We start from the raw sequence: 17429 nt of genomic DNA, 5'->3' as shown, positions 1-17429 counted from the left end.
CTTTATGACTTTTGATTTTCGGCTATATTAAAGCAAACAGCAGTCTGATTAACTGTTCGTTTTTTGATTGATGATTGAAACTCCGGCTGATTACCGGAGTTTTATTTTTTGTCATTGCGAGGAACGAAGCAATCTCGTCCTTATTTTTTAGGGGCGTGACCCTTCGTAAAAACTTCGGGTCGGGCTTTCGGCTTTATCTCTCCTCTACACTTCGAGGATATCGCCTCAAATGAAATTCACTGAACACATATAAAAAATAAACCCCTAGTGAAGTAATCCCTTACGCGGTGTACGGACAATTCGCGAGTTATCCCTTCCCTAAAAAAACTTTCTGCAATTGCTCTAAAAAAACTACTTTTGCACAAACAATTCAACTACACAATGAAGAATACACTTATTGCACCATCTGTGCTTGCTGCCGATTTTGCTAATCTGCAACGCGACATCGAAATGATCAACAACAGTGAAGCCGATTGGTTTCATATTGACATCATGGATGGCGTTTTTGTTCCAAACATTTCTTATGGAATGCCAGTTTTGGAAGCCATTAACCGGCATGCAAAAAAAACAATTGACGTTCACTTGATGATTGTAGATCCTGATCGTTACATTAAAACTTTTGCTGAATTAGGCGCTAATATTCTAAGTGTACACTATGAAGCCTGTACACACCTTCACAGAACACTACAAGCCATCAAAGCCGAAGGAATGAAAGCTGGAGTTGCGATCAATCCACACACTAATATTGACTTACTGGAAGATGTAATCAACGACATTGATTTAGTTTGTATCATGAGTGTAAATCCAGGTTTTGGAGGACAATCCTTTATAGAAAATACGTATGCTAAAATTGAAAAGCTAAAAGCGTTAATCACTAAAAAAGGAGCAACCACAATCATTGAAGTTGACGGTGGTGTAACCAATAAAAATGCAAAACAATTAGTGGAAGCCGGAGCTGATGTTCTGGTAGCCGGAAGCTTTGTTTTCAAAGCGGAAAATCCAACCCAAACGATACAAGATCTGAAGAAGCTAACAAACTTCTAAAAGAAATGGCGCTTAAAGCGCCATTTTTATTTTAAATATTCTTCTTTAAAATTAATCATTCTTGAAATATGTGCATATAGTTCTGGATGCTCCCTTTTGAAAACACGAGGTGTCTCATAAAAATGTTCCAAGATAACCGATAAAAATTCGAATTGATTTTCATAAGCATACAATCTAAAATAATCTTTCTGAGTCAACTCGTTATTTAAAACTGGATTACTGTAATATTTTACGGCTTCATTAAATTCGTCAAAAAAGATAATAGCACTTGGATCATTACTTTTTAAGCAATGAAAATGCAATACATGAGAGAACTCGTGCAGACCAAGGTTAATATTGTCATTTGATGTTAAATGCCCTAATAAAAAATCTTCCCACGAAAAAACTACCGCTTTCATTCTGGGATTAAATTCTCCTTTATGATACGCTTGATTCACGGTAGAAAAGTAACTTGAAGGATAAATTATTATTTTATTGAACAAACCAACCAGATAATTTCTCATCCCAAAAGTCAACATCACATACGTTCCCGCAATCAGCATTTTCATTTGTTCTGTAATAACAGTTTCCTTGCCTATAAACTCATACTTGGTAATAAACTCATTTACCCGATGTTCAAAATACATTTTCCTTTTAGAAGAAAGCCTATTATAGAATGGAAAATCATTTACTAAAATTTGACGTTGGCTTGGTTTTAATTTTTTAGAGAAAGGATACCAATGGATATAAAGTGGTTTATTAAACAGTAAAATATAAGCCGGTTCAACTACTCTAAAAATTAAAAGCAGGAGAAATAATGTTCCAAAAAGTATTGAAATAAAAAGTTGTTCTGTCATATTTTATAACCGCTTTAAAATAAAAAATGCCTCAAAAGAATTTCAAGCAAACTTGATTTTTTTGAAGCATTTTTATTTGTGTTTGTGGCCGCGACAGGGTTCGAACCTGCAACCCTCAGAGTCGAAATCTGATATTCTATCCAGTTGAACTACGCAGCCATTATTAATTTTAGATTTCTGATTTTAGATTTAAGATTTAAGATTTGACAAAATGCTTGAAAATCTTAAATCTAAAATCAAAAATCTAAAATTTTGTTTATGTCAATAGTTTTTTAACTAGTGTAGAAATCGTTTTTCCTTCGGCAGTTCCACCTAATTGTGCTGCAGCTAATCCCATCACTTTTCCCATTGAAGCAATTCCTGATGCGCCAGTTTCAGCAATAATTTTTGCAATCACAGCTTCTACTTCTGCTTCGCTTAATTGTGCCGGCAAGAATTTTTCGATTACTGCAATTTGAGCCAATTCTGGTTCAGCTAAATCCAAACGGTTTTGTTCTGTAAAAATTCTAGCACTTTCCTTACGGGTTTTTACTAATCTTTGAAGCAATTTAACTTCATCGTCTTCCGTTATTTCTTCCTTAGATCCTGTAGCGGTTTGCGCTAATAGGATTTCAGACTTAATAGCTCTTAAAGCTTCTAAGGCAACTGTATCTTTGGCTCTCATGGCTGTTTTAATATCGTCCATGATTTGTACTGATAAACTCATAATAATATTTAATTTTAAATTTGCTGTTCAATCTGAAAACTGAATAGTGCAAACTGATTACTTTTTTTTAATGCCCCAGATGCTAGTGGAAAGCCTTTTTAGGAGAAAATGAATTTTTTCATGCACTTAAAAAGCGACTTTAGGGGCTCTTTTAAGTGCATGAAAAAAACATTTTTGACAAAAAGCTTGAAACGACAGCTGGATTAAGGCCCGACAAAATTAAAGAAATTTACTGTAATTAACAACAACAGATTGCTTCGTCGTTCTGATAATTATCAGAACTCCTCGCAATGATAAAAAATAACCCGAAAATTAAATGAATTTTCGGGTTACCTCATTTTGGTTTGTGTTAGTTAATCTACGTTGTCATGTAAATACGAGTTGTTAGAACGCAACTGTAGATCGTTGTTGCTGTCTGTTCCCACAGAAATTCTCGAATTTGTATTATTGGCTTGGTTGTTTGAAATATCTATTCCCAATCTTTTGTAAGCCGGTTCTTTTTCGTATTCATCAATTTTAGAAACATTGTTATGAAACTTATAATTGAATTCTTTTAGCTTTTTTCTTCTTTCATCAGCTCTCATTCGCAATGATTCCTCGATTGTCATTTCCATAGGAGAAATAGCTTCAAAGTCAACAGGTGCATTTACTGACGTATCAACTTGTTTCATCGTGATGTTTAACTCAGCCGGAATAACAACTTCTGGAGTTTTAGCAACTGGCTTAGCCATGAAATCATGCTCTGGTTCCATGAACTCTTCAAGAGAATATTTGATAATTCCATTGTCAGTCAATTCTGTTACGGGAACGTATTGAACCGCTTCGTTTACTTTGATATCACGGGTTTCATTCGTCAATTCAAACATCACTTTTTTTTCTTCAACTTGCGCTACCGGTTCCGCTTTGAAAAGTGGCAAATCAAAAGAGAAAGCAGTTTGCTCTTGTCTTTCAATAACTTTTGGCTGTACTGCTTTTACTTCTTTAACTTCAGCAACAGGTGTTGAAATTGTAAAATCAATGTCAGTAATAGGAGAAACAATTTCGAAAGTCACATCTAAATTTTTAATAAATTCAGACATTACCATCAATTCTTCCTTATTAATAGTTGGCGCCGTTACCACTGGCTCAGGAGCAACTACCGTATCTTCCAATAAATCAAAAACTATTCTTTCGCTTGAATTAGAAGCTGGAGATTCTGTATTTAAATCAAAAGCAGCAACCGTTTTATTACTTAGATTATGAACACTTCTTTGTTCATCTTCTAATGTGTGTATAATTTTTTTTGGCTCTGTATTTACTATTTCGTTTTGTTGTTCAATATCAAAACCTGTAGCAATAATAGTCACTGCAATAGCATCTCCAAGCGATTCGTCTTCACCAACCCCCATGATAATATTTGCATTATGTCCCGCTTCAATTTGAATATGGTCGTTGATTTCTCCAATTTCGTCAATTGTAATTTCATTAGTTCCAGAAACGATAAGCAACAATACGTTTTTGGCACCAGTAATTTTATTATCATTTAACAACGGAGAATCTAAAGCAGCAATAATGGCTTCCTTAGCTCTATTTTCACCTGAAGAAACAGAAGATCCCATAATAGCCGTTCCGCTATTATACAATACTGTTTTAGCATCTCTTAAATCGATATTTTGAGTATAGTGATGCGTAATTACTTCGGCAATACCTCTTGAGGCCGTAGCCAAAACTTCATCCGCTTTTGAAAATCCAGCTTTGAAACCAAGATTTCCATACACTTCTCTTAATTTATTGTTGTTGATAACAATTAAAGAGTCAACTTGTTTGCGTAATTTTTCAATACCAATTAACGCTTGTTCCTGACGCACTTTCCCTTCAAATAAGAACGGTAATGTCACAATCCCTACAGTAAGAATATCTCTTTCTTTAGCCAATTGTGCAATAACCGGCGCAGCTCCAGTTCCTGTACCACCGCCCATTCCGGCAGTAATGAATACCATTTTAGTATTTCTATCCAACATTTTTTCAATCTCGGAAATACTTTCAATAGCGGATTGTTGTCCTACATCTGGATTTGCTCCAGCTCCAAGTCCTTCAGTCAAATGTACTCCTAACTGAATTTTGTTAGGCACAGAACTGCTTTGTAAGGCCTGAGAATCCGTATTACATACGATGAAATCTACGCCTTTAATCCCTTGTTTAAACATGTGATTTATGGCGTTACTTCCGCCTCCACCTACACCAATAACTTTGATTACATTTGATTGGTTCTTTGGTAAATCAAATGAAATACTTCCAAATTCTGAGTTGCTCATCATTTTATTTGGTTTTTGATATTTATATTATTTTTTGATTTTTAATTTTTTTTACTTGGGGCAAAAAGGAAAAAAAACAATATTTTTTATTACTTCTAAATTATTCTGCATTATCTAAGAAATCCTTAATCTTGTCAACATAACGGTCAAAAAAATTTCTTTGTATCCTGTTTACGGTAGAATTATGTTTCTCATTTGAGTTTTCATCCTCTTCGTCTTCCTCTTTTTCAAGAATTTCATTCACCACCGGATTTTGAACAACTGCCTGTCTGTATACCGCAGCTTTAGGTTGTTCAATGGCATCCATTCTTACCGCACTCTGTGTTTTATTCTCAATGCTTTTCATTACTAATCCAACTGCAGTTGCATACAAAGGACTTGAAATCTCCTCATCTGAATTCCCTGCTAAATGCTCGTTTGGATATCCTATTCTAGTATCCATTCCTGTGATATACTCTACTAACTGTTTGATGTGTTTCAATTGTGCACCACCACCAGTAAGTACAATTCCTGCGATTAGTTTTTTACGAGGATCTTCGTGTCCGTAAGCTTTCACTTCCGTGAACACCTGATCTACAATTTCCACAACACGAGCATGTATTATTTTAGATAGATTTTTCAAAGAAATCTCTTTTGGCTCTCTACCTCTTAATCCTGGAATAGAAACAATTTCGTTGTCTTTATTTTCTCCTGGCCAAGCTGACCCAAATTTAACTTTCAATAATTCAGCTTGTTTTTCAATGATCGAACATCCTTCTTTGATATCATCTGTAATCACATTTCCTCCAAAAGGAATTACCGCTGTGTGACGAATAATACCATCTTTGAAAATCGCCAAATCTGTTGTTCCACCACCAATATCGATAAGCGCAACTCCAGCTTCTTTTTCTTCCTGACTCAAAACGGCATCAGCTGAAGCCAATGGTTCCAATGTCAACCCTGACAATTCGATTCCGGAACTTTGAATACATCTTCCTACATTACGAATCGATGAAGCTTGTCCCACTACAACATGAAAACTAGACTCTAATCTTCCACCATACATTCCGATAGGCTCTTTGATTTCAGATTGTCCGTCAATTTTAAATTCTTGTGGCAAAACATGTATAATTTCTTCGCCGGGTAACATCGCCAATTTATTCACTTGGTCAATCAAAAGCTGAATATCATTCCCACCGATTACTTCTTCGGGATTGTTTCTGCTGATGTAATCTGTATGCTGAATACTACGGATGTGTTGTCCCGCAATTCCTACCACTACATCTTTTATTTTATAGCCTGAATTATTTTCGGCTTCTTGAATCGCTTGCTGTATTGATTGTATGGTTTGAGTGATGTTATTTACCACACCTCTAGCCACACCTAAACTTTTAGATTTTCCTACACCTAAAATTTCTAGTTTCCCATATTCATTCTTCTTGCCTATCATGGCAACTATTTTAGTTGTCCCAATATCTAGACCTACTGCAATATTCTCTTTTTCCATTATCTATTATTTAGTGCAAACTACTTGTTCCGTAAATCGGAGGTCAATTTTTTTATATTTATACAACGAACTATCTAAAACCGCTTTTTGAAAAAAAGCTTTATAATTCTTGAATTTACGCTCCACATTTATCATTCTACCAAAATCAATTTGATATTCAAAATTTCTATTGAGCATTTTTAAGCTTCCATTTGGCATAATTTGAATTCCGATGATGTTTTTTTTCAAAAACGCATCGTCATAGATTAAGCGAAATAAATCGGATAAATCTTCGGTATTTTTTTTATTTATTCCCCCTGAAACAAGTGGAACTCTAGCTGTAAAATTAGTTGACAAGGGCATTCTATTTCCTTCGTAATCAATATAAAAAGAACCATTTTTGTCAAAAACTCTAGCAATAGGAGTCTTTTGTTTTACCACTGCTTTTAACATACCATCAATACTCACAAATACATCTGATTTTTCAATCATTTCTTGCGCATTGAGAGTTGTTTCCAGCTTATTCAAATCTAAATTAACTTTTTGAATGCTTGATGCATCTTTTTTATTTTCTATTAACAATTTATTAACCGTTTCTTGCTTTACAAAAGGAGCGTTATCTCCTACAAAAATAACGACGGATTTGGTTAATTTTCTATCTGCATTACGATTTGACGTAAACGAAAACAGAAAAATTACCAACACAAACATCAGTAATAATCGAATATTTGTCCAGTTAAAGAGTTTCATTTATCGCTTTTTTAATTGATGGTACTAATTCTCCAATATCTCCTGCTCCAATTGTTACAATGATCGATGCATCACTTGCTAAAATTGTTGCAATCAAATCGCCTTTATTTACAATTTTTCTATGACTATTCGTCATTTTATCCATCAGCCATTGTGAGTTTATTCCTTCCATTGGTAATTCACGGGCCGGATAAATATCCAACAAAATTATATCATCAAAAGCCGACAAACTTTTGGCAAAATCATCTGCAAAATCTCTCGTTCTACTAAACAAATGAGGTTGAAAAACTGCCAAAACTTTTTGGTTTGGATACAACTCTCGAACCGCCTGATGCACTGCGTTTATCTCCGTTGGATGATGTGCATAATCATCAATATAAACTTTACTTTCTGTTTTTATTTGGTATGAAAACCTTCTTTTTATTCCCTCAAATGATGCAATGGCTTTTGCAATGGCATCGGTTGGGGTGCCGAATAATTTTGCCATTGCGATAGCCATTAATGCATTCATTAAATTATGTCTTCCCGGCAAACCAAAATGCAAATCTTTGATTACTTCCGTAGGAGTCTGTACATCAAAAACATAACTGCCATTTCCAATTCTAACATTAAAAGCTTTGAAAACTGCATCTTCATTTACAGCACAGGTTACGCCTTCTATTGGTAATTCTTTTGTTATAAAAAGATTACTCTTATCTTCTATTTTAGAAGCAAATTCAAGGAAAGATTCTTCTATAGCTTTACTGGTTCCATAAATATCCAAATGATCCGCGTCCATAGAAGTTATACAGGCAATATTTGGATGCAAATGCAGGAATGAACGATCAAATTCATCGGCTTCAACAACAGTTACTGTTTTTCCGCTTCCTATTAAATTCGAATTATAATTCTCAACAATTCCACCAATAAAAGCAGTAACATCAGCACCACTCTCTTGCAAAATATGCCCTAAAATTCCAGATGTCGTTGTTTTTCCATGTGTTCCGGCAACTGCAAAACAAAAGGTATCTTTTGTAATTATTCCTAAAACCTCTGCTCTTTTTTTTACTTGAAAATCTCTCTCCAAGAAATAATTCCACTCTGAATGTGTCTTAGGAACAGCCGGCGTAATGATTACCAAAGTGTTTTCTATGTAAAAATCTATAGGAATCGCATCAATGCTGTCTTCAAAATGAATTGAAATTCCACTTTCTATTAATTCATTAGTAAGAGCTGATGGCGTTTTATCATAACCCGAGACATTCTTGCCCAGATTCTTGAAATAACGAGCCAAATTACTCATCCCAATGCCTCCGATTCCGATAAAATAGACGTTATGTATTTGATTTAAGTTCATTCTATTTTGAGTCTTTGGTATATTATCTTTTTTATTTCTATCTAATTAGCTTTACAATTTCATCAACAATTTTCTTTGTTGCTTCTGGCATAGCCAATAATTTTATATTTTCACTCAGCTGATTTTGCTTTCCCTGATCTTTTAGTAAGACTTCAAAAACAAGACCAAATTGCGAATCAAGCTCCGATTCTTTGAGCATTAGCGCGCCTTTTTTATCGACAATCGCTTGTGCATTTTTAGTTTGGTGATCTTCAGCTACATTAGGTGACGGAATAAAAATCACTGGTTTCCCCACAATACATAATTCTGAAACAGATGACGCACCAGCGCGAGAAATGACAATATCTGCTGCCGCATAAACTAAATCCATTCTTTCAATAAAAGCGACTACCTGAACATTTGCTGAATTGTATTTTTTATAATCTACTAAATACAACTTTCCGCATTGCCAAATCACCTGAACATTTTGAGAAAGCATATTGGCTAACTCTTTTTCGATTAATTGGTTTACTCTTCTTGCTCCAAGACTTCCTCCAAGAACCAACAATGTTTTTTTATTTGGATCTAAATTAAAATATTGAATGGCTTCTTCTCTTTTACTTTCGATATCAATTAAATCCTGACGCACAGGATTTCCAGTCAAAATCATTTTCTCTTTTGGAAAAAAGCGTTCCAGATTTTCATAAGCAACACAAATTTTGTTTGCTTTTTTACTCAACAACTTATTGGTAATTCCCGGAAAGGAATTTTGTTCTTGAATCACTGTTGGAATTCCTGCAATAGCGGCTACTTGTAATAACGGGCCACTAGCAAAACCACCTGTCCCAATAACCACATCTGGTTTGAACTGTTTGATTATTGTTCTTGATTTTAATAAACTTGAAAGCAACTTCACTGGAAAAAGAGCATTATCAAATGTCAGTCTACGTTGCAAACCTGAGATCCAAAGTCCTTTAATATTGTAACCTGCTTGAGGTACTTTTTGCATTTCCATTTTGTCTTTGGCTCCTACAAAAAGAAATTCAGCATCAGGAAAACGAGATTTTAATTCATTTGCAATAGCAATTGCCGGATAGATATGTCCTCCCGTTCCGCCGCCACTTAATATGAATTTATACTGTTTCATTTTTATTAATTTCTAATTTTCTAAAACGACTTATTTATTCAGAACCGCATGCATAGGATTTTTAGCTTTATCTTCTATCGAATAATTTTCTGCTAAGACCTCTTCCTCTACTAATTCCCTGTCAATTAATTTTTGAAGTGCTTCTTCTCTTTTGGCAGCATCTTTCAATTCCTGCGCAATTTCTTCTTCTTTTTTCGTAACACTAATGATGATTCCAAGTGCAAAACAAGTCATCCAGATTGAACTTCCTCCACTACTGATTAAGGGTAATGTTTGTCCCGTAACGGGTAATAACTCAACCGCGACAGCCATATTAACCATTGCCTGAAATATCATGGGGAAACCTAACCCCACAACTACTAATTTTCCGAATAATGTATTGGCTTTGTGCGACGCTATTACAAAACGAAACAACAATAATAAATACAACGTCAATACTCCTAAACCGCCTAAAAGCCCATATTCTTCAACGATTATGGCAAAAATAAAATCGGAGGAGGATTGAGGCAAAAAGTTCTTTTGAACACTTTTTCCTGGGCCTAATCCGTATATTTTTCCGGAAGCAATGGCTATTTTAGCTTTTTCTATTTGATAATCATCCTCATCCGGTTTATCACTGGTAAAATTATCAATACGACTGATCCAAGTATCGACACGGTTAGGAAAAGCATCTGGAAACGCTTTGGCAATCAAAATAAAAAATGCCAGAAACACAATCCCAGAACCTACAACAATTCCGATATAACGCAACGGATATTTCCCAATGAAAACCAACATCAGCACCATAGAGAAAATTAATGCCGTCGTAGAAAAATTGGCTGGAAGAATAAACATTAACGTAATGAATACCGGCACCCAAAGCTCCCAAATAGAGGACTTAAAAGAAATAGGAACTTCTCTGGTTTTAGACAGATAGCGGGCTACAAAAATAAACAAAACCATTGCTGCCAATGTTGACGTTTGAAACGTAATCCCAATAAATGGCACTTGAATCCATCGACTGGCATTGGCGCCAGCAATAACGGTTCCTTTGATTAATGTGTATGCCAATAATACCCAAACAATATACAGCGCTCCTTTAGAAACAGCCTTGAAATAGTGATAAGGCACTTTATGCACCATAAAAATAATGGTGAAACCAATACAAATATGCACGATATGCTTAACTAAATAGCCTAATGTATTTCCGTTTCCTTGACCGATATAGGCCAAATTACTACTAGCGCTAAAAACAGGCATAAATGAAAACAAGGCCAATAAGGCCACGAATGACCAAATCCCTTTATCTCCCTTTAAATTGTTGACTAGTTGTTTCATTTTTTGATTTTTAGACTTCTTAGATTTTTAGACTTTGACTTGATCTTGGATTATTAAATTATTAGAGATTATTTATAATTTTCTAACAATTTAATAATCTAAGAAGTCTAACAATCTAACTATCTGATAATCTGAATTTATAAATTTTTAACTGCTTGTTTGAACTGATTCCCTCTGTCTTCGTAACTTTCGAATAAATCAAAACTGGCACAAGCTGGTGACAATAAAACTGTATCTCCTTTTTCCGATAATCGTTGCGCCATTCTCACAGCATCATTCATGTTATCCACTTCAATCATCATATCAACTACATTTCCAAAAACATCAATAATTTTTTTATTATCTACACCAAGACAAATAATAGCTTTTACTTTTTCACGAACTAATGACATCAATTCATTGTAATCATTTCCTTTATCAACACCTCCCACAATCCAAACTGTAGGCGTATTCATGCTGTCTAATGCAAAAAAAGTAGCGTTTACATTGGTTGCTTTTGAATCATTTATGTACTGTACGTTTTGAATTTTCAATACTTTTTCAAGACGGTGTTCCACTCCCTGAAAATTAGATAAACTTTCACGTATTGTAGATTTTCTAATCTGCATCAATTTTGCCACAGAAGTTGCTGCCATTGCGTTTTTCATGTTATGTTTTCCTTCTAAGGCAATATGTTCTGTGTCCATTGTAAACTCTTCCTGATTGATTAAAATTTCCATTTTGTTGTTTTTTATATAAGCTCCTTCGCTGAAAGTTTTTGTCAATGAAAAAGGAATTAATTTGGCTTTTGTTGTATGTGTTTTAAACCATTCTGCTATGGCTTCATCATCGGCATCATAAATGAGGTAATCTTCCTCGGTTTGATTCATCGTTATCCTAAACTTCGAATCAATGTAATTTTCATATTTGTAATCGTATCGGTCTAAATGATCCGGACTAATATTCGTAATAATGGCAATATGTGGCTTAAAATTTATGATTCCGTCCAATTGAAAGCTACTCAACTCCAGCACATAAGAATCGTATTTATTATCCGCTATTTGCCAAGCAAAACTCTTTCCAATATTCCCTCCCAATCCTACATTTAATCCTGCTGATTTTAGCAAATGATGCGTAAGCATTGTCGTAGTTGTCTTTCCATTACTACCGGTAATCCCTATTATGGTTGCATCTGTAAAAGGGGCAGCAAACTCAATTTCGGATAATACTGGAATCCCTTTTTCAATAAGCTTTTTTACTATTGGAGATTTATCTGGAATTCCTGGGCTTTTCATGACCACATCAGCATTCAAAATCAAATCTTCGGTATGCTTTTCCTCTTCCCAAACTATTCCATTAATAATAAGAACCTCTTTGTAATTCCCTTTTATCTTTCCGAAATCAGATACAAAAACTTCATATCCTTTTTTCTTACCCAGAATAGCAGTACCGATACCACTTTCTCCACCGCCTAAGATCACTAGCCTCATATTATCTTAATTTTAAAGTGACAATTGACAATATGGCCAGCATTATGGCAACAATCCAGAATCGTGTTACAATTTTACTTTCGTGATAGCCTTTTTTCTGATAATGATGATGCAAAGGGGACATTAGAAAGATTCGTCGGCCTTCGCCAAAGCGCTTCTTGGTATACTTGAAATAACTTACTTGTAAAACCACAGATAAATTTTCGACAAGAAAAATTCCGCATAATAAAGGAATCAGCATTTCTTTTCGAACGGCAATTGCCAAAACAGCAATAATTCCACCAATAGTCAAACTTCCTGTATCGCCCATAAAAACAGATGCCGGATACGAGTTGTACCAAAGAAATCCGATCAATGATCCCACAAATGCGGCTATAAAAACAGTCATTTCCCCCGAATTAGGGATATACATAATATTCAAATAATTGGAGAAAATTATATTCCCTGAAACGAACGTAAATATTCCTAATGCCAAAACTGAAACAGCAGAAGTCCCTGCGGCAAGTCCATCAATACCATCTGTTAAATTAGCACCGTTAGAAACTGCCGTTATAATGAATATAACAACTGGAATAAAAATTAACCAAGCCCATTTTTCATATCCTTCGCCAGTCCATGCTAATAATTCAGCATAATCAAATTCATTATTTTTAAAGAAAGGAATTGTCGTAGCAGTAGATTTTTCTTCAACTGGCGCAGGCAAAATCACCGTTTCTGTTGGTACTTTAAAAATATCTGATGTTGACGTATCTGTACGAACCGTTACACCAGGACTAAAATAAAGAACAGTTCCTACTATTAAACCAAGCCCTACTTGTCCTACAACTTTGAATATTCCTTTTAAACCTTCTTTATCTTTCTTGAAAATTTTAATATAATCATCTATAAAACCAATTGTCCCCATCCAAAGTGTGGTGACAATCAATAAAACGATGTAAATATTATGCAATTTTGCAAAAAGTACAACTGGAACCAGAGTGGCAAATATGATAATTAACCCTCCCATTGTTGGCGTACCCGCTTTTTCGTTTTGACCCGCTAAACCAAGTTCACGAACGGTTTCTCCCACTTGCTGTCTTTGCAGAAAACGGATTATTCTTTTCCCATAAATTGTAGACAACAGCAAAGAAAGCATCAATGCTAAAGCTGATCTAAAAGTGATGTACTGAAAAACACCAGTTCCAGGAACATCTAATATTTTGTCTAAATATTCAAATAAGTAATACAGCATATTTTTCTATTTATGGAGTTGGTCTAATATTTCTTTAACTATTTTCATGTCGTCAAAATCATTACGGATGCCATTTATTTCCTGATACGTTTCATGCCCTTTCCCAGCAATTAAAATAATATCATTGGGCTGAGCCAATTGACATGCCGTTTTTATAGCTTGTTTTCTATCGGTTATGGTCAATGTCTTTTTATAATTCTGAGGGGCAACGCCTAGCTCCATTTCAGCAATAATAACTTCCGGATCTTCGTTTCTTGGATTATCCGAAGTGAAAATTGCTTTGTCGCTCAAATCAGATGCAATGCCAGCCATAATTGGTCGCTTGGTTGTATCTCTATTTCCTCCGCAACCTACAACGGTAATTAATTGTTCGTTTTTTGTGCGAATGTCATTGATTGTTTTCAGTACATTTTCTAATGCATCCGGCGTATGGGCATAATCCACAATCGCCGTAATATTTGAAGCGGAAACAATAAATTGAAAACGTCCCGAAACACTTTCTAAATCTGACAATAACCGAAGTACTTCCAAACTTTCCATTCCAAGTTCAATCGCAGTTCCATAAATAGCCAATAAATTATAGGCATTAAATGTTCCTATCAGCTTCACCCAAACTTCATTCCCGTTTATTTTTAACAACAAACCCGACAATTGATTTTCCAAGATTTGCGCTTTATAATCGGCATACGATTTTAAGGCATAGGTCAATTTTTTTGCCGCAGTATTCTGCAACATCACCTGCCCATTTTTATCATCAATATTGGACAATGCAAAGGCTGTTTTTGGCAAATTATCGAAGAACGATTTTTTTACATCCCTGTATTCTGCAAAAGTTGGATGATAATCCAAATGATCGTGAGACAAATTGGTAAAAATACCGCCAACAAAATGCAACGCTTCAGTTCTTTTTTGATGAATTCCATGAGAACTCACTTCCATAAAACAGTATTCAACCCCGTTTTCGACCATTTCATTCAAATACTGATTTATCGTAATCGAATCTGGAGTCGTGTGAGTCGCTTTGTATTCAACATCGTCAACTAAAATTTTTACTGTAGAAAGTAATCCAACTTTAAAACCTGCTTTTTTAAACAATTGGTACAACAAAGAAGCAATGGTAGTTTTACCATTTGTTCCCGTGATTCCAACCAATTTCAAGTTTTGAGACGGATCTCCAAAATAATTTGCAGCCATAAATGCGAGGGCTGAATTCGTATCTTTTACCTGAACATAAGTAATTCCTTTGGCAATATTTTCTGGAAACGTATCGCATATAACTGCTACGGCGCCTTGCTCAATTGCTTTTTCTATAAAATCGTGACCATCCGAAATGGAGCCACGAATAGCAATAAAAACATCATTGGACTCGATTTTTCTAGAATCGAAATCCATTTTATTAATAGTAATATCCGTCGAGCCTTTTACGGCTTCGATAGCTACTTTGTATAATATATCTTTTAATATACTCATGATAATTCCAATAGTATAGTTGTATTTTTTACAATATTCTGACCCGCAGCAAGCGATTGTTTTTTCACCTTACCAACTCCAATAGCCCTAACTTTTACGCCTAAATTCTCTAATAAAGCAACCGCATCCATTCCAGACATTCCTTTCACATTAGGAATTAATTGCAACTTCTTTTCTGATTTAACAAAATAAGAATCATAATTACTCTCCTGTTTTTGTATTTTTCTATCTAGATTTTTAATTTCATTTGTTGAAGGTGCATCTGTAAAAATCTTTTGCGCAATCCTTTTAAAAACGGGACCTGCCACGTCTGCACCATAAAAATTATTAAGCGCTGTATTAGGTCTATGAACCACAACTATGCAAGAATACATAGGTTTATCCACTGGAAAATATCCTACAAATGAAGAAGCATAATACATCCCGGCTCTACCACTTTTTCCATAATTAACTTGAGCTGTACCTGTTTTCCCTGCCATAGAAAAATCTTTCGAATAGAGTTTTGAACCCGTTCCCTTTTTTACAACATTTGCCAGAACTGCTTGTAATTTCAAAATCGTTTCTGGAGAGCAAATTCTTGGATTCAAAACTTCTTTCTCATATTTTTTGATGGTTCTGTTCCATTCTTTAATTTCAGAAACAAACTGAGGCTTTACCATTTCACCATCATTGGCAACCGCGTTATAAAAAGCTAATGTTTGCAATGGCGTAATATGAACCCCATATCCAAAGGCCATCCAGGGCAGTGAAATATTTGACCAATTTTTATCACTTGGCTGCGGAATATAGGGCACTCCTTCCCCTTTAATCGAAAGTCCTAAAGTTTTATTTAATCCGAAATTATTAAGATGATTTACAAATTTTGAAGGCTCATTTTTATACGCATTATAAACTGCCTGAACCAAAACCGTATTAGACGAAAGTTCAAAACCTCTTGCCAGAGAAATTTTTCCGTAGCCTCCTGTATGTGAATCGTTTACTTTTTTTCCTGAATAAACCACAACTCCACCTTTACTGTCATAAACAGTACTGGTATCCGCTTTTTTATCTTCAAGAAGTGCCATTAAATCCGCTAATTTATAAGTAGAACCCGGCTCGTGTGATTCAGCAACTGCATAGTTTGTGGTTTCATAATAGGTTCCGTCGTTCGCTCTTCCTAAATTAGAAATTGCCTTTACATGGCCCGTTTTCGTTTCCATAACCACCACACAACCATGATCCGCCTCATACAATTCCAACTGTTTCAATAACGCGTGATGTGCTATATCCTGAACATAAACATCTATTGTTGATATTACGTCATAGCCGTCCTGAGGGTCAACTTCATTGATATCGCGAATGGGTTTCCACTGCCCTTTTGCGATTTTTTGTTTTAAAATTTTACCGTCTTTACCATTCAAGTATTTTCTAAAAGCCCATTCAATTCCTTTTCCATCAAGTGCTCCGCCATGCGAAGTTCTCTCGTAACCAACAGTACGCTCGGCAATTTTCCCTATTGGATGTTCTCTTACTGTTTCTTGTTCAATTATAATTCCGCCCTTGTAAGCTCCCAAATTGAACAACGGAAAACTTTTTATTTTAGAATACTGGGTATAACTTAATTTACGAGCAACTAAATAATACCTGTTTTTATTAGCTCTGGCTTTTCTTAATTCGTTTTCAAAAAAATTAGATGGTTTTCCTAAAACTGATGCCAACGAATCTGACAATGACTTAACATTTTTTTCAAATGCTTCGGCCTTTGGAGCTACAGCGTCAAAACGTATTTCATAATTAGGAATAGAAGTAGCCAAAAGGCTCCCATCGGCAGAATAAATATTTCCTTTATTAGCTGGAATCACAAAATTCTTAACGGTTCTTTCCTTGGCTAATTTTCTATAATAATCCCCTTCTACCCACTGAATATTTGTCAACTTTACAGCAATCGCAATGGCCATCAAAAAGATAGCGAATGCAACCAGATAAATTCTGTACGATATGTATTTATCTTCTACTGCCATATTTTTTTGAAAAAGCTTTTTTCTTCTTCTTTTTTAACCTTTATTTTTATTGGAGGAACTGTTGACGGGAAAATTTCTTTTTCTATCATTTTTTCAGAAACAGTCGATTCCATTTTTAATTTCATTAATTCTGAGCGTCTGTCCACAAATTCCGAACGCAACTCTTTAACTTGGTTTGTCAACTCGGCAATCTGAAATACTTTTTGTTCAAATCGTTGAGTATTAGCAATCATAACAATCGCCAAGAGAATTACAAAAACAATAAACCGCCAGTTTTTTACCGCATCATCATTTATAAGAAACCGTGCTTTCAATAGGCTGTAAACTCCGTTTTTCATTTCGTCTTTCTTTATGGGTTTGAGTTATTGGTTATGAGTTATACGTT

General features: G+C 34.9%; 14 protein-coding genes and 1 tRNA gene. 1 reads left to right on the top strand and 14 read right to left on the bottom strand.

What is annotated here, in order from left to right; all coding sequences use genetic code 11:
• The first annotated feature begins 381 nt into the window (after positions 1–381).
• Complete coding sequence (gene rpe, locus ACNQGX_RS02055; RefSeq protein ID WP_417973585.1) at positions 382–1044, top strand: ribulose-phosphate 3-epimerase; 663 nt, start codon at positions 382–384, stop codon at positions 1042–1044.
• Positions 1045–1070: 26 nt separating this feature from the next.
• Here rpe and ACNQGX_RS02050 read toward each other — a convergent pair whose 3' ends face one another.
• The 14 genes from ACNQGX_RS02050 to ACNQGX_RS01985 form a co-directional block, all read right to left on the bottom strand.
• Positions 1071–1880, bottom strand: a complete 810-nt coding sequence (locus ACNQGX_RS02050) for a zinc-dependent peptidase (RefSeq protein WP_417973583.1) — start codon at positions 1878–1880, stop codon at positions 1071–1073.
• A gap of 85 nt (positions 1881–1965) precedes the next feature.
• Positions 1966–2039, bottom strand: a tRNA-Arg gene (locus ACNQGX_RS02045).
• Positions 2040–2136: 97 nt separating this feature from the next.
• Positions 2137–2586 carry a GatB/YqeY domain-containing protein gene (locus ACNQGX_RS02040; RefSeq protein ID WP_131915121.1) on the bottom strand — a complete coding sequence of 150 codons (450 nt, stop codon included), beginning with the start codon at positions 2584–2586 and terminating at the stop codon, positions 2137–2139.
• Positions 2587–2939: 353 nt separating this feature from the next.
• Positions 2940–4883 carry a cell division protein FtsZ gene (ftsZ, locus tag ACNQGX_RS02035; RefSeq protein WP_417973581.1) on the bottom strand — a complete coding sequence of 648 codons (1944 nt, stop codon included), beginning with the start codon at positions 4881–4883 and terminating at the stop codon, positions 2940–2942.
• A 97-nt stretch (positions 4884–4980) separates the two neighbouring features.
• Positions 4981–6366, bottom strand: a complete 1386-nt coding sequence (gene ftsA, locus ACNQGX_RS02030; RefSeq protein WP_131915119.1) for a cell division protein FtsA — start codon at positions 6364–6366, stop codon at positions 4981–4983.
• A gap of 6 nt (positions 6367–6372) precedes the next feature.
• Positions 6373–7095 carry a cell division protein FtsQ/DivIB gene (locus ACNQGX_RS02025; RefSeq protein WP_417973579.1) on the bottom strand — a complete coding sequence of 241 codons (723 nt, stop codon included), beginning with the start codon at positions 7093–7095 and terminating at the stop codon, positions 6373–6375.
• Positions 7082–8431, bottom strand: a complete 1350-nt coding sequence (gene murC / locus ACNQGX_RS02020) for a UDP-N-acetylmuramate--L-alanine ligase (protein ID WP_417973577.1) — start codon at positions 8429–8431, stop codon at positions 7082–7084. The genes ACNQGX_RS02025 and murC overlap by 14 nt, the downstream gene beginning before the upstream one ends.
• A gap of 37 nt (positions 8432–8468) precedes the next feature.
• Positions 8469–9557, bottom strand: a complete 1089-nt coding sequence (gene murG / locus ACNQGX_RS02015) for an undecaprenyldiphospho-muramoylpentapeptide beta-N-acetylglucosaminyltransferase (protein WP_417973575.1) — start codon at positions 9555–9557, stop codon at positions 8469–8471.
• 30 nt (positions 9558–9587) lie between these two features.
• The gene (locus ACNQGX_RS02010; RefSeq protein ID WP_417973573.1) at positions 9588–10874 is read right to left on the bottom strand and encodes an FtsW/RodA/SpoVE family cell cycle protein; all 1287 of its coding nucleotides are present in this window, start codon (positions 10872–10874) and stop codon (positions 9588–9590) included.
• A gap of 137 nt (positions 10875–11011) precedes the next feature.
• A complete protein-coding gene (murD, locus tag ACNQGX_RS02005) occupies positions 11012–12343 on the bottom strand; it encodes a UDP-N-acetylmuramoyl-L-alanine--D-glutamate ligase (RefSeq protein WP_417973571.1) in 1332 nt (443 codons plus the stop codon).
• 1 nt (position 12344) lies between these two features.
• Positions 12345–13574: a phospho-N-acetylmuramoyl-pentapeptide-transferase gene (mraY, locus tag ACNQGX_RS02000; protein ID WP_417973569.1), complete on the bottom strand. Its 1230-nt coding sequence runs from the start codon at positions 13572–13574 to the stop codon at positions 12345–12347.
• A 6-nt stretch (positions 13575–13580) separates the two neighbouring features.
• Entirely contained in the window at positions 13581–15044 is a 1464-nt protein-coding gene (locus ACNQGX_RS01995; protein WP_417973567.1) for a UDP-N-acetylmuramoyl-L-alanyl-D-glutamate--2,6-diaminopimelate ligase, read from the bottom strand.
• Positions 15041–17044: a penicillin-binding protein gene (locus tag ACNQGX_RS01990; RefSeq protein ID WP_417973565.1), complete on the bottom strand. Its 2004-nt coding sequence runs from the start codon at positions 17042–17044 to the stop codon at positions 15041–15043. Before ACNQGX_RS01990 ends, ACNQGX_RS01995 begins: the two co-directional genes overlap by 4 nt.
• The gene (locus ACNQGX_RS01985; protein ID WP_131915110.1) at positions 17035–17382 is read right to left on the bottom strand and encodes an FtsL-like putative cell division protein; all 348 of its coding nucleotides are present in this window, start codon (positions 17380–17382) and stop codon (positions 17035–17037) included. Before ACNQGX_RS01985 ends, ACNQGX_RS01990 begins: the two co-directional genes overlap by 10 nt.
• Between the last annotated feature and the right edge of the window lie 47 nt (positions 17383–17429).

Origin of the sequence: Flavobacterium glycogeni (assembly GCF_048286775.1) — a bacterium.
In the GTDB taxonomy this organism is placed as follows: Bacteria; Bacteroidota; Bacteroidia; order Flavobacteriales; family Flavobacteriaceae; genus Flavobacterium.
Note: the sequence above shows the minus strand (reverse complement) of the source record. Positions and strands in the feature narration are given on the sequence as shown.

Bases quoted from the DNA above. Each gene is read 5' to 3' on its own strand.
- rpe (WP_417973585.1), top strand. From the start codon at position 382: ATGAAGAATACACTTATTGCACCATCTGTGCTTGCTGCCGATTTTGCT.
- ACNQGX_RS02050 (WP_417973583.1), bottom strand. From the start codon at position 1,880: ATGACAGAACAACTTTTTATTTCAATACTTTTTGGAACATTATTTCTC.
- ACNQGX_RS02040 (WP_131915121.1), bottom strand. From the start codon at position 2,586: ATGAGTTTATCAGTACAAATCATGGACGATATTAAAACAGCCATGAGA.
- ftsZ (WP_417973581.1), bottom strand. From the start codon at position 4,883: ATGATGAGCAACTCAGAATTTGGAAGTATTTCATTTGATTTACCAAAG.
- ftsA (WP_131915119.1), bottom strand. From the start codon at position 6,366: ATGGAAAAAGAGAATATTGCAGTAGGTCTAGATATTGGGACAACTAAA.
- ACNQGX_RS02025 (WP_417973579.1), bottom strand. From the start codon at position 7,095: ATGAAACTCTTTAACTGGACAAATATTCGATTATTACTGATGTTTGTG.
- murC (WP_417973577.1), bottom strand. From the start codon at position 8,431: ATGAACTTAAATCAAATACATAACGTCTATTTTATCGGAATCGGAGGC.
- murG (WP_417973575.1), bottom strand. From the start codon at position 9,557: ATGAAACAGTATAAATTCATATTAAGTGGCGGCGGAACGGGAGGACAT.
- ACNQGX_RS02010 (WP_417973573.1), bottom strand. From the start codon at position 10,874: ATGAAACAACTAGTCAACAATTTAAAGGGAGATAAAGGGATTTGGTCA.
- murD (WP_417973571.1), bottom strand. From the start codon at position 12,343: ATGAGGCTAGTGATCTTAGGCGGTGGAGAAAGTGGTATCGGTACTGCT.
- mraY (WP_417973569.1), bottom strand. From the start codon at position 13,574: ATGCTGTATTACTTATTTGAATATTTAGACAAAATATTAGATGTTCCT.
- ACNQGX_RS01995 (WP_417973567.1), bottom strand. From the start codon at position 15,044: ATGAGTATATTAAAAGATATATTATACAAAGTAGCTATCGAAGCCGTA.
- ACNQGX_RS01990 (WP_417973565.1), bottom strand. From the start codon at position 17,044: ATGGCAGTAGAAGATAAATACATATCGTACAGAATTTATCTGGTTGCA.
- ACNQGX_RS01985 (WP_131915110.1), bottom strand. From the start codon at position 17,382: ATGAAAAACGGAGTTTACAGCCTATTGAAAGCACGGTTTCTTATAAAT.